The organism is Arthrobacter sp. SAFR-023 (genome assembly GCF_051965295.1).
Lineage (GTDB): Bacteria > Actinomycetota > Actinomycetes > Actinomycetales > Micrococcaceae > Arthrobacter.
The window spans coordinates 176,831-189,543 of record NZ_JBQCMF010000006.1 but is presented as its reverse complement, the minus strand read 5'-3'; the positions used below and the strand labels follow the sequence as shown (position 1 = coordinate 189,543).

The window sequence follows — 12,713 nt, the reverse complement described above, 5'->3', positions numbered from 1 at the left end:
TGGGGTCAGACAGTTACAGGGACGGACTCCACCGTATCAACGGCCTTGCGGGCGGCCCAGCGTTTGAGCGCCACCACGATGACGGCTGTGACCACCATTCCGGCCAGGATGGAGACGGTGAACATCAGGAGGTTGCCGATGGCGAAGAATACGAAGAAGCCGCCGTGGGGTGCCTGTGACGTCACGCCGAAGGCCATGCTGATCGCTCCGGTGACGGCACCCCCGGCCATGCTGGCCGGGATGACGCGCAGCGGATCTGCCGCCGCGAACGGAATGGCGCCCTCGGAGATGAAGGAGGCACCCAGCAGCCAGGCCGCCTTGCCGTTTTCGCGCTCGGCCAGGCTGAAGACCTTCTTGTCCAGGACGGTGGCCAAGGCCATCGCCAGCGGCGGCACCATGCCGGCGGCCATCACGGTGGCCATGATCTGCCAGGGGGCCTGGTTGGTGGCGCTGCCGGCGCTCAGGCCGGCAACCGCGAAGGCATAGGCCACTTTGTTAACCGGGCCGCCGAGGTCAAAGCACATCATGAGGCCGAGGATGATTCCGAGGACAACGGCGGAGGCGCCGGTCATGCCTGAGAGCCAGGCGTTAAGTCCGGCGGTGAGGCCAGCGATCGGGCCGCCCAGCACCATGAACATGAGGCCGGAAGCGACAATGGACGCAAGAAGGGGAATGATGACGACGGGCATCAGGCCACGGAGCCAGCGCGGCACTGCCCATGTTCCGATCAGGTGGGCGATGTAGCCGGCGAGGAGGCCGCCGACGATGCCGCCGAGGAAGCCCGCACCCATGAATCCGGCCACGGCACCGGAAACGAAGCCCGGCGCGATGCCCGGGCGGTCAGCTATCGCGTAGGCGATGTAACCCGCCAGTGCCGGTACCAGGAAGCCCATGGACAGGGCTCCGATCTTGAACATCACGGCGCCCAGGTAGATGGCGAGGCCGCCTTCGGGAAGGTTGCCGAAGTTGTTCTCAACAACAACCTTGTCGGCGACTCCGGTGATGTCGTATCCGCCGAGCAGGAAGCCCAGCGCGATCAGCAGGCCGCCGCCGGCCACGAACGGGATCATGTAGCTGACGCCGGTGAGCAGTGCCCTCTTCAGCTTCTGGCCGATGTGCTCGCCCTTTTCGGCGGCTTCCTTTTCGGCCTGCTCCTCGGCGCCAAAGTGCGGAACGCGGCGGGCGTGCGGGTTGTCCGCAGCGTCCAGTGCTTCCTGGACCATCTTGGCGGGCTCGTCGATGCCGCGCTTGACCGGTGCGTTGATGACCGGCTTGCCGGCGAAGCGCTCCTTGCCGCGAACGTCCACGTCGACGGCGAAGATCACGGCGTCAGCAGCGGCGATGACTGCGGGGTCCAGCGGCTTGGCGCCCGAGGAGCCCTGCGTTTCGACCTGCAGGTCCACGCCCACTTCCTTGGCTGCTGCCACGAGGGAGTCAGCGGCCATGTAGGTGTGCGCGATGCCGGTGGGGCAGGCGGTTACGGCGACGAGGCGCCGCGGTCCGCCGGATACGCCGCCGCCGGCAGCAGCGCCGGCCGCCGCGGAGGTGGAAGCCGTAGCAGTTGCCGTTTCCGGTGCGGCGGCGGCAGCAGGCTTGTCCGCCAGTGCATTGTCCACGAGCTCCACGATTTCTTCCCGGGAGGTGGCTGCGCGCAGCGAACCGGTGAAGTCCTTCTTGATGAGCGAGCGGGCGAGCTTGGACAGCAGCTTCAGGTGCTCCTGGTCAGCGCCGGCCGGTGCAGCGATGAAGAAGATGAGGTCGGCGGGGCCGTCCTTGGCGCCGAAGTCGACGGGCTGGGACAGCCGTGCCATGGCAAGGGTGGGTTCGGTCACGGCGGCCGAGCGGCAGTGCGGGATGGCGATGCCGCCGGGCACGCCGGTGGCCGTCTTCTGCTCGCGGGCGAAGGCATCGGTGAAGAGGCCTTCAACTTCGCTCGCACGTCCGTTGGCGGCAACACGGCCGGCCAGGTGCCGGATCACGTCCTCGGGCGAATTGCCCAGGTTCTGGTCAAGCTCGACCAGGTCCGCGGTGATGAGCTGAGTCACTGTCAATCCTTCCGGAGGGCCGTGATGGTTACGGCGTCGGGGGTTGTTTGGTGGACTGCCGGAACGGTGGAGCCCGGCAGGGAAGCGGCGGCGGCGCCATGCGCCACAGCCTGGCGGAGGCAGTCAGCCGGGGCGGCGCCCTGGCTGGCGGCCAGCAGGTAGCCGGCCAGCGACGAGTCACCCGCGCCGACCGTACTGACTGCGGTGACCGGCGGGTGCGTGGCCAGCCACGCGCCGTCGGCCGTCACGAGGACAGCGCCCTTTGAACCGAGCGTTGCCAACACGGCCCCCACACCGGAACGCACGACGGCGGCAGCTGCCGCGGCGGCAGCGTACGGATCCGCTTCGAGTTCCTCAGCCGTGCTTGCCGAGGAAAAACCTGCTGCTGCGGCCAGTTCCGCCAGCTCCTCGGCATTGGGTTTGAGCAGGTCCGGTTTTCCGGAAACTGTTGCTGTTGCCGGTGCGTCGCCGGCGACGGCCGCTGCCAGGGGAGCACCGGAGGAGTCCACAGCGATCTTCGGAACGCCCGCCCCGGCGTCGGCATTGCGCAGCCGCCGGGTGACTGTGGCGTAGAAATCAGCGGGAACCCCGGGCGGAAGCGAACCCGCCAGGACCACCCAGCTGGCTCCCCGCGAACGTTCCAGGAGCAGGCTGATCAGCGCCTCCTGGGCGTCCTCACCGAGGACCGGGCCGGGCTCGTTGATCTTGGTGGTCACACCGCCCGGCTCGGTCAGGGCCACGTTGGTGCGCAGCGCTTCGTGGATGGCGAGCGACGCGAAAGGCACGCCTTCTTCCCGCAGGCCAGCGAGCACGGGATCGGATTCCGCGCCGGGCAGTACCGCCAGAGTCTCGAGGCCGGAGGTCACGAGGGCGCGGGACACATTGACTCCCTTGCCGCCGGACTCCTGGCGGACGGAGACTGCGCGCTGGACTTCGCCCCGCTCGAGCGGGCCGGGCAGCGCCACCGTCCGGTCCAGGCTGGGGTTGGCTGTGAGGGTGACAATCATGCGACTACCACCTCCACGCCGGCCTCGGCGAGGGCCGCTGCTAGTTCGGAGCCGGGCTTGCGGTCAGTGATCACGGTATCCAGATCTTTCAACGAGGCGAACTGGACGAGCGTTTCCGCGTCCAGCTTGGACGAATCGGCCAGGACCACGATGCGGCGTGCCGAATGGACGAAAGCAGCCTTGACTGCGGCTTCTTCGGAATCTGGAGTGCTGAGGCCGAAGCTGGCGTGGATGCCGTTGGTCCCCACGAAAGCGATGTCCGGCCGCAGCTTGCCGGCCGCTTCCACCGTGCCTTGGCCTACCGCAGCCTGCGTGAGACCGCGGACCCGGCCGCCCAAAAGCTGGAGGGCGATGCCGGGGGTGCTGGCAAGCTTGGCGGCGATGGGAACGGCGTGGGTGATGACCAGGAGCTCCTGGGCGGGATCGGCCGGCTTGGCCGGACTTGCCGCGCCGCCTCGGGCGAGGAGGTCAGCGAGGACTTCGGTGGTGGAACCGGCGTCCAGGAGGATGCTGCTCGAGGGCCCCTTTGGGAGGAAGCTGAGCGCGGCCTCGGCGATGCGCAGCTTCTGCGCCTGCCGCTGGATGGTCCGCTCGAGGATGCTCTCCTCCGTGGTGCTGAAGCGGTCTGCGGAGACGGCGCCACCGTGGACGCGGCGCACCGTGCCGGCCGATTCCAGGGCAGCCAGGTCCCGGCGGACGGTTTCGGTGGTGATGCGGAAGCGCTCGGCGAGGTCGGTCACGCTGGCGCGGCCGCTGGCTGCAACAAGCCCGGCGATCTGCTGCTGGCGCTCCTCGGCAAACACATACCCTCCATTGCGTACTGACTGCCCTGCATTTCCCGCAGCGCGTCTTTCCTGCATCCGTTGATTGCTTGGATCTGGTCCACCGTGACCGCTGTCACAGATCTGCAAGTACTTGACTTTATCTTCGTTCATGTTGGTTTGTCAACGAAAACCACAGAAAACCAAAAGCGCCGGACCCGACCCGAAGGTCCGGTCCGGCGCTGCCTGGTGCGTCCACTGCTGTCCGTTCGTTTCCGCGCGGCGCTAAAGGCCGTTGTCGCGGCTTTCGTTCCTGGTGATTCTCTCGCCCGTGTTGGGGTCCACCACTGAGCGTGTCTCACTGACGCGGCGGCTCCTGCCGGGGGAAGCAATGACCAGCGAGGCGATGAGGCCGATGACGCCGACGGCCATCAGGATGTAGCCGATCAGTGTCAGATCCACATTGGGGATAAGGCCCGGCGTGATGGCCCAGGCGAGGATGGCGCCGAGGGCAATAAGGAAGATGGAGGAACCGATTCTCATGACTTGCTCCTTGCGTTCGCGGACTCCTCGCAACCTTGGTTCGTGCGGTTGGCGGGCCTCATTTGCTAAGCATGCTGTCAAGCGTCAGGCTACATCCCGGTAAGTCCGGTTTCAATCAAATCCGCAGGTCAGCGGCGGGCGGGCTTTCCGGGGGACTCGGTAGGCTGATCGGATGGAGACGGTTGTATGGTCGAAGCCGGAAGAGGAGCGTGCCGGCACCCCGCTGCTGGTAATGATGCACGGCTACGGCACCGACGAATCCCGGATGGTCAATCTCTTCGACTATCTGCCCAGGGAATTCACCTGCGCCGCGCTGCGGGCGCCCATGCCGATCGCGAACGGCTACGGCTGGTTCCTGCTGGACTATTTCCTGACCAACGATTTTGCCGACGTCATCGCGGCCGCCAATTCCGTGTTCTCCTGGATCGACTCAGCCAGGCGACACCACACTAGCGTGAGCCTGCTGGGCTATTCCCAGGGGATGGCCATGGCGAGCACACTCCTGCGCCTGCGGCCACGGGATTTTCCGGCGGTGGTGGGACTTTCCGGGTTCGTCCTGGACAACGACCTGCTGGCGCTCAGCGAGTCTTTTGATGAGCGGCCCCCATTCTTCTGGGGGAGGGATAAGGCGGACCTCGTGATCAACGGGGACGCAACGGCCTTCACGGAGGAATGGCTGAACACGCACACCCGGCTCACGGCACGCACTTATCCCGGCATGGGCCACGCCATGTCTAAAGCGGAGATGGTGGATGTCAGTGCGTTCCTGCGGCATTACGTCCTGGGTTGAGTCTGGGCTCCGGCTAGGGAGGCTCCCCACGGAATCAGCAGCGGAAATAAAAACAGTTGCAGGTTAAATCTGTAAGCGCTTACACTCTTCTTCGGCCGGGACCCGGCCATCAGTCGTCCGCCCGGCGGTGGGCGGCTGGCAGTGCACGACCAAAGAGTGTTCGAAAGGGCAGGACCGCGCCATGCATCCTTGCGCCACCCATCCCGCGGGGACGTTCCGCTGGCTTGCCCTGAACCGCCTCCGCCCTCATCATGGACGTAGGCAAAAAATCCTACGCCCGCGCATGGAAGCGTTCTGCCTGGCCCGCAACGATGCGGTGCAAGTGGCGGAACCGCGCGAATTCACGCGCCGGACATAACCCGGCCGGCCCCTAAACAGACCGGGCCGCGCAAAGCAGCGGGACGTCGCCGTTAGCGGCCAGCGCAATGCAGCCCGGTCCGCGCGAAACGCCGGCCTGTCCTTCAAACTGCAGAATCACCCGAAAACGGAACCTTCCGGGCCGGCGGCGCCCTGAATGAAAGGGTTCCGGGCGCTGGTCCTGCAGGCACACCCCTTCTGGTCACTGGCGACCACGTTCCTGGTAATCCCCAACATATTGCTGTCCCACCCCCGAAAGGACACGGAACTAAGCATGACCGAAACCCTGAATACCAGCGCTGGCAGCCGGCCGAACAGCTGGACCGGTGCCGCCGCCATCCTCTTCGACCTGGACGGCGTGCTTACGCCGACGGCCGTGGTCCACGAGCGCGCCTGGCAGGAGCTGTTCGACGGGTACCTCGAAACCGTTCCCGAAAAGGACGGGTACCGGGAGAGCGACTACTTCGACCACATTGACGGCAAGCCAAGGTTCGACGGCGTCCGGGACTTTCTGACGTCCCGCGGCATCACCCTGCCCGAGGGCCCTGCCGATGACGATCCGGAGAACATCACGGTCCAGGGCCTCGGCAACCGGAAGAACAAAATCTTCAACGACATAGTCAGCGCCGGGGTGGAGCCCTACGCGGGGTCGGTGCGTTTCCTGGAAGCCGCACTCGACCACGGACTGAAGGTCGCGGTCGTCTCCTCCTCGAGGAACGCCCCTTCGGTGCTGCGTTCGGCAGGGCTGGCGGACCGGTTCCGGGTGGTCGTGGACGGCGTCGTGGCTGCTGAGGAAGGGCTGCCCGGCAAGCCGGACCCCGCAACCTACGAGTACGCCGCCCGGCTCCTGGGGCTGCCCAGTGAGCAGTGCGTCGTCGTCGAGGACGCCGTGTCCGGCGTGCAGGCGGGCAGTGCCGGCAGTTTCCATTCGGTCATCGGCGTGGACCGTGGTGCCGGGCGGCAGACGCTGCTCGACGCCGGCGCCACCCTTGTGGTCAGCGACCTCGAGGAACTTCTCTAGTCCCGCAGCCCCAGGGCCGCAACCGGGGTACCGCCCGCCCCGACAGAACTTCCAGCACCGTTTTCGACCGTCTAAGGAACGCCTCTCATGGCACTCATCAACGCTGACCGCGTCCGCTTCCCCAATGATCCCTGGAAGCTCGTGGAAACGAGCCACGCACCCGGCGACGCCGGGACGCTCGAAACGCTTTTTGCGCTCGGCAACGGCCACCTCGGTGTCCGGGGTGCCCACTGGGCCCCGTCGGATGCCGCGCTGCCCGGCAGCTTCATCAACGGGTTCCACGAGATCTGGGACATCAAGCACGCCGAGAATGCCTTTGGTTTCGCGCGTACGGGCCAGCGCATCCTCTACATTCCGGATGCCAACAACTTCACCGTGGTCATCGACGGCGAAATGCTCAGCCTTTCCGAATCCACCGTCGTGGACTACCGCAGGTCCGTGGACTTCGCCACCGGCATCTACGAGTGCGCCATCGTGTGGCAGTGCCGTTCCGGCGCCACGGTGACCACCGTGGAGCGCCGGGCCGTGGGCTTCGAAGCGCGCGGCAGCCTGGGCATCTCCCTGGACGTTTCGGCCGACCGGGCAGTATCAGCGGACGTCACCTCGTCCGTCATCAACCGGCAGGATCAACCCGTGGAGGACCACTCCACCCATGACCCGCGCCGCGCGGGCCGGCACGCAGGCCGGGTCCTGCTGCCCCTCAGGATGGAGGGCGGGGACGGTTCGCTTCGCCTGTCGTGGGAGGCCGCGGAGTCAAAGCAGCGCGTGGGGATCGCCGTGGACCACTGGACGTCCGCCGGCCACCAGCCGTTCGACACCCTTGTGGACCAGGATGACAGCAGCGTCCGTTATGTGCTGGCGATTGCCGCCGAGGAGCCGTTCCGGCTCGAAAAGAGCGTCAGCTACGCCGTGGCCCGAGGTGCCCGGACGGGCCTGCCTGGAGCGGCCGACGCGGAAGCGGGGGAGGACCCGGCGGACGCGGCTGAAGCAGGGCTGAAGCCGGTCGGCGACGTCTTCGCCGAGAGCGAGGCGCACTACCGCAGCTACTGGGCCGACGCCGACATCCAGGTGGGCGGGCAGCCCGAACTCCAGCAGGCCATCCGCTGGAACCTCTTCCAGCTTGCGCAGGCCACCGCAAGGGCCGGCGTCGCCGGCATACCGGCCAAGGGGGTCACCGGCTCCGGCTACGACGGGCACTACTTTTGGGACCAGGAGGTTTACCTCCTGCCGTACCTGACGTACTCGAACCCCGACGGCGCGCGCCAGGTTCTGGAGTTCCGCCACGAGATGCTCCCGGACGCCAAGATCCGCGCCAAGGAGCTAAGCGTGGACGGCGCGCTTTTCCCCTGGCGCACCATTAACGGCCTGGAAGCGAGCGCGTACTACGCTGCCGGCACCGCGCAGTTCCACATCGCCGCAGCCGTTGCTTTCGCCGCCAACAGGTACGTCTGGGCCAGCGGTGATTCCGAGTTCCGTGCCGGGATGGGCGCCGACCTGCTGATCGAAACCGCCCGCATGTGGGTATCGCTGGGCTTCTTCGGCAAGGACGGCGCGTTCCACATCCACGGCGTGACGGGGCCGGACGAGTACACCGCGGTGGTGAACGACAACCTCTACACGAACGTCATGGCCCGGTTTAACCTGCGGGCCGCCGCGGCGCTGGACCACCCGGCAGTGGACGACGCCGAACGGGAGCTGTGGGAGGCGGCTGCGGAGCGGATCCAGCTGCCCTTCGATGAGCACTTCCAGGTGTACTCGCAGGACAACGACTTCATGACCCTTGAGCCGTGGGACTGGACGACGCCGCGCTCCAAGTACCCGCTGCTGCTGAACTTCCATCCGCTGGTGATCTACCGCCACCAGGTGCTGAAGCAGGCGGACACGGTGCTGGCCATGTTCCTGCAGTGGCAGGAGTTCACCGCCGAGGAAAAGCGCCGGGCCTTCGATTTCTACGATCCCATCACCACGGGGGACTCCACGCTCTCGGCGTGCGTCCAGGGAATCATGGCCGCCGAGGTGGGTTACCGCAAGGCCGCTCTGGAACACTTCACGAATGCCGCGTTCATCGACCTGGACAATACGCACGGGAACACGATTGATGGTGTCCACATCGCGTCCACCGGCGGAGTGTGGAGCTCGCTGGTGTGCGGCTTCGCAGGGCTCCGTGACCAGGGGCCCGTGCCGTTCTTTGATCCGCGGCTGCCCGAGGAATGGGACACCCTGCGCTTCCGGCTGAGGCTGCAGGGCCGCCCGCTCCTGGTGGAACTCGATCAGGACGCCATCACTCTGACGGTCCTCGAGGGCGAAGCGCTGGACGTCGACGTGCGCGGGGTCCGGTTCGTGGTGGCTTCCCAGCCAATGCGCGTTCCCCTGGATCCTGTGCACGTCCCCGAGCCCTCGGTATTCCCGAGCGGGCCGCCGACCGCGAGCCTCCCGGTGGTGCGCGCACGGGAGTGACGCCGGGCCTGTGACGCGTGGCCTGCAACGCGGGGCCTGTAACGCGCGAGCTAGGTGGTGGCCTCGGCTTCGGTGGGCAGGGGGCCCAGGCGGTTGAGCGGATGGGCGATTTCGTCCGCTGACATCCGGGCCACCAGCAGGGCCGCCACCGCCATGACCGGGCATACCCCGCCGGCCACCAGGAAGATGAGCCAGATCGGGAGCACGGCGGCGGCGGGGCCGGCCAGCGCCATGGACACCGGCATCAGCGCCAGGGACACAAAGAAGTCCAGGCTGGAAACCCGCCCCAGCAGGTGCGGGGGGACGCGGCGCTGCAGCAGGGTTCCCCAGATGACCATGCCCACGCTGCCGGTGGCCCCGAAAATAAAGACCGCCAGGGCGAGCAGCCAGAAGTTGTCCATGAGCCCCACCGCGGCCAGTGGCAGCGTGCCAGCTCCCCAGCACACCATCATGACGGTCAGGTACCGCCTCGGCAGCCGGACGGATGCCGTGACCAGTGAGGCCGCGGCGCTGCCCACTCCCATGACGGCCAGCAGGAAACCGAACATCCGGCTGTCGCCGCCCAACTGGTCCCGGATCACGAAGGGCAGGAGCACTTCAATGGGCCCGATCAGGAACAGCACGGAAATGCAGGCCCAGAGCAGCGTCCAGAGGAGCCACGGCGTCCGGACCGTGTAGCTGACGCCCTCGCGGAGGTCGGAGAAAAAAGAGGTCTTGGCTGGTGCCTTGGCGGCGCCGTCCTCCGGCGCCTCCCTGTCCGCATGCTCCGAACCGTTCCCGGGGGCATACAGGGCGTGCTGGCCGAGGAAGTTCAGGATGACGAACGCCAACAGGTGGCACACGGCCACGCCGGTCACGGCGTGCGACGGCGACAGTGCGGCCACGACGACGCCTGCCGCAGCAGGACCCGCCGCCTGCTGAAGCGTGGGACGCAGGGTCCCTTCCATGCCGTTGGCCGCCAGCAGGTCCTCCGGCGGCAGGATCCGCGGCAGAATCGCGGAGTAGGCCGGGAAGAAAAACGCGGCCCCCACGCCAAGAATGAAGGCACCGGCAACCAGATGCCAGAGCTGAAGCCAGCCTGCCATCGCCAGCCCGCTGACGGTTGCGATTACGGCAAGGTTGGTTCCCTCGACGGCGATGATCAGCAGCCGCTGCGGAACACGGTCCGCCGCGATGCCGCCGGCAAGAACGAACGCCACGAGCCCCACGCTGCCTGCGGCGGCCACGAGGGACAGTTCAAGCGGACCGCCGCCGATGTGGATGACCTGGTAGACCATGGCCACGGCCCACATGCCCGAGCCGAAGATGGATACGGCCAGGGCGCCGATCAGCACACGGTATTCGCGGTGGGAAAAGGGTCGAAGCGCGCGGGGGAGGGGCACACGGCAATCTTAGGCCGAGCCTCTGCCGGGTGGAACGTACCCGGCGGGATAGGCTCGAGCCATGGGGAACACACCGGCCAGGCCGGGGCGGCGCAATGTGGCGCTCATCGGCGCAAACTTTGGCCTTGCCCTGCATCCGGTGGACCGGAACGGCGTCCATATTGCAGGCGAGCCCGCCAGTTGCTTTGCTTCGTTCTGGGTGGCTGACTGGTCCCGGTGGGGAACCGGGACAGTCCTCATGGTGGCCACGCTCCAGGGTTGGCGAAGCTACGGCTCCAACGAATTCTTCGCCTCGTCCCTCGCCACCGAACTGACGCGCTTCTTTCCGGAAGCCGCGCGATTTCCGCTCGCCGGGGTCAGCCACACCCAGGACGAGTTCGACGTCGAACTGGACCTCGAACGCGGGTTCCGGGCCACCGGGCGGCAGGCCGCCCTCGAAATCTCCGGAGTGCTGGACCGGCGCCAGTTCTCCGCGCCCGACTTCCAGCTGGGGCCCTCCAGCGCCTCGATGAGCAACATCTACCATCCGTGCAGCACGGGAAAACTCTCCGAGTTCGGCGTCGAATGGCCCGGCGCCCCCACTGTCTACCCCGGCCCGCGCGGGCCCTCCTCCTCCGCGTACATGGCGGTGGCTGAGTCCTGGGCGATGTGACCGCCCGGTTCAGCGACGGGGGGTGATCAGCATGCTTGGTATGTTGGTGTGTGGCCTAGTGTTAAGGCTAGACGGCGGTATCCGCTGCCGGTTGTTCCGAGGTAGAGGTGATGATGGCCACGCGACGTAACCCCGCGATGAGAATCGCGCAGGAAACAGCCCACAACGCCGTGTTCGACGCTCACGGCAATCCCAAGCCCGGCGTTCATAACGTGCTGCTGCGGGCCGTGGAGATCCAACGCCCGCTGGTGGTCGCGTATATCCGCCGGCTCCAGCGCCGCAATCCGAGGGCATCCGCCGCCCAACTCGCGGACATCCTTGAACGTGACTACCTCCGGGCCGTGACCGGCGGGGGAGCGCTGGTGGGGGCCACCGCCGTCGTTCCCGGAGTCGGCACTGTGGCGTCTCTGGGCCTCTCCGCCGCCGCCACGGTTGGCTTCCTCGAGGCGACAGCCCTCTACGCCACCTCGCTGGCCGAACTTCACGGGATCCGGATGGCCGACCCGGAGAAGGCCAGCACCCTGGTGATGGCCGTGATGCTCGGCGAGGAGGGAACCGCTCTGCTTGGTTCGCTCAGCGGCCAGGCCATGGGTCGGGGCAAGGGTGCCAGCCAGGCCTGGGGAAACGTGTTGGCGGGCCGGATGTCGCAGTCCGGAGCCGGCTTTATCCGCGAGCGTATCCAGAAGGCCTTCCTGCGGAACCTGCTCAGGAGGCAGGGAACCGCCCTGTTCGGACGTGCGCTGCCGTTCGGCATCGGGGCGGTGGTCGGCGGTGCCGGTAACCTCATGATGGGCCGCACCGTCGTCGCTAACGCAAAAGAGGCCTTCGGGCCGATGCCGGACACGGTGCCGGGGGAGCTCAAGCCTGCGGAAACGGCTGGCCCCTCCCTGGAATCCGGTAAAACGGAACCTGGGACAACGGAAGGTGGTACCGGTGGATCTGAACGCTGACCTTGGGGAGTCCTTCGGCTCCTGGACCATGGGTGATGACGCGGCCATGTTCGAGCTCATCACAAGTGCCAACGTAGCTTGCGGCTTCCATGCCGGGGACCCTGTGACAATGCTGGACAGCTGCCGCGCCGCCTATGAACTGGACGTCACGGTCGGCGCCCACGTGGGCTACCGGGACCTCGCCGGTTTTGGACGCCGCTCCCTGGACATGTCCTTCGACGAGCTGTTCGGCGACGTCCTGTACCAGCTCGGTGCGCTGGACGGGGTTGCGCACGCGGTGGGCGCCACGGTGGACTACGTCAAGCCGCACGGCGCCCTTTACAACCGGGCGTTCCACGACGCCGAGCAGGCTGCCGCGCTGGTGGCAGCCATTCAGGCCTACGATCCCGGCCTGCCCATACTGGGGCTTCCGGGGTCCGAGCTGCTGAAGCAGGCCCAGGACGCGGGGCATCCTGTTTTCCGGGAGGCGTTTGTGGACCGCGCCTATCTGCCGGACGGCACACTGGTGCCGCGCTCGCAGGAAGGTGCCGTGCTGCACGACGTCGGCCCGATCGTTGAGCGGGCAGTTCGCCTGGCGCTCAAGGGCGAGGTGGTGGCGGTGGACGGGACGGTGGTCCGGGTCGACCCCGATTCACTGTGCATCCATGGTGACACCCCCGGCGCCGTCGAAATGGCTGCCGCCGTCCGGGCAGGTCTTCAGGAAAACGGGGTCGAACTGGCGCCGTTCGCCTAAGGGCACGCCCGTGAA

General features: G+C 67.0%; 11 protein-coding genes. 6 read left to right on the top strand and 5 right to left on the bottom strand.

Features of this window, described 5'->3' with window-relative positions; genetic code table 11:
- Positions 1-5: 5 nt before the first annotated feature.
- The 4 genes from ACTHQX_RS08845 to ACTHQX_RS08830 all read right to left on the bottom strand — a co-directional run bounded on the left by ACTHQX_RS08845 (position 6) and on the right by ACTHQX_RS08830 (position 4,356).
- Positions 6-2,045, bottom strand: a complete 2,040-nt coding sequence (locus ACTHQX_RS08845; protein ID WP_440156931.1) for a PTS fructose transporter subunit IIABC — start codon at positions 2,043-2,045, stop codon at positions 6-8.
- A 2-nt stretch (positions 2,046-2,047) separates the two neighbouring features.
- Positions 2,048-3,052: a 1-phosphofructokinase family hexose kinase gene (locus ACTHQX_RS08840; protein WP_236806350.1), complete on the bottom strand. Its 1,005-nt coding sequence runs from the start codon at positions 3,050-3,052 to the stop codon at positions 2,048-2,050.
- Positions 3,049-3,855 carry a DeoR/GlpR family DNA-binding transcription regulator gene (locus ACTHQX_RS08835; RefSeq protein ID WP_440156928.1) on the bottom strand — a complete coding sequence of 269 codons (807 nt, stop codon included), beginning with the start codon at positions 3,853-3,855 and terminating at the stop codon, positions 3,049-3,051. The genes ACTHQX_RS08840 and ACTHQX_RS08835 overlap by 4 nt, the downstream gene beginning before the upstream one ends.
- Before the next feature lie 243 nt (positions 3,856-4,098).
- Positions 4,099-4,356 carry a DUF6458 family protein gene (locus ACTHQX_RS08830; RefSeq protein WP_236806352.1) on the bottom strand — a complete coding sequence of 86 codons (258 nt, stop codon included), beginning with the start codon at positions 4,354-4,356 and terminating at the stop codon, positions 4,099-4,101.
- Between the two features lie 172 nt (positions 4,357-4,528).
- Between ACTHQX_RS08830 and ACTHQX_RS08825 the strand changes: the two genes are divergently transcribed.
- The 3 genes from ACTHQX_RS08825 (at position 4,529) to ACTHQX_RS08815 (ending at position 8,981) form a co-directional block, all read left to right on the top strand.
- Complete coding sequence (locus ACTHQX_RS08825) at positions 4,529-5,146, top strand: alpha/beta hydrolase (RefSeq protein ID WP_236806353.1); 618 nt, start codon at positions 4,529-4,531, stop codon at positions 5,144-5,146.
- 631 nt (positions 5,147-5,777) lie between these two features.
- Positions 5,778-6,524 (top strand): HAD family hydrolase, encoded by a 747-nt coding sequence (locus ACTHQX_RS08820; RefSeq protein WP_440156923.1) that lies wholly within the window; start codon positions 5,778-5,780, stop codon positions 6,522-6,524.
- 87 nt (positions 6,525-6,611) lie between these two features.
- Positions 6,612-8,981, top strand: coding sequence for a glycoside hydrolase family 65 protein (locus tag ACTHQX_RS08815; RefSeq protein ID WP_440156921.1), 2,370 nt, complete (start codon positions 6,612-6,614; stop codon positions 8,979-8,981).
- 50 nt (positions 8,982-9,031) lie between these two features.
- Here the strand turns inward: ACTHQX_RS08815 and ACTHQX_RS08810 are convergent, their stop codons facing one another.
- Positions 9,032-10,363, bottom strand: a complete 1,332-nt coding sequence (locus tag ACTHQX_RS08810; RefSeq protein WP_440156919.1) for an MFS transporter — start codon at positions 10,361-10,363, stop codon at positions 9,032-9,034.
- A gap of 61 nt (positions 10,364-10,424) precedes the next feature.
- Between ACTHQX_RS08810 and ACTHQX_RS08805 the strand changes: the two genes are divergently transcribed.
- The 3 genes from ACTHQX_RS08805 (at position 10,425) to ACTHQX_RS08795 (ending at position 12,698) form a co-directional block, all read left to right on the top strand.
- Complete coding sequence (locus ACTHQX_RS08805; RefSeq protein ID WP_236806357.1) at positions 10,425-11,015, top strand: hypothetical protein; 591 nt, start codon at positions 10,425-10,427, stop codon at positions 11,013-11,015.
- A 113-nt stretch (positions 11,016-11,128) separates the two neighbouring features.
- On the top strand, positions 11,129-11,965 hold the full coding sequence (locus tag ACTHQX_RS08800) for a hypothetical protein (protein ID WP_236808885.1): 837 nt from the start codon (positions 11,129-11,131) through the stop codon (positions 11,963-11,965).
- Complete coding sequence (locus tag ACTHQX_RS08795; RefSeq protein WP_236806358.1) at positions 11,949-12,698, top strand: LamB/YcsF family protein; 750 nt, start codon at positions 11,949-11,951, stop codon at positions 12,696-12,698. Before ACTHQX_RS08800 ends, ACTHQX_RS08795 begins: the two co-directional genes overlap by 17 nt.
- The last annotated feature ends 15 nt before the right edge of the window (positions 12,699-12,713 follow it).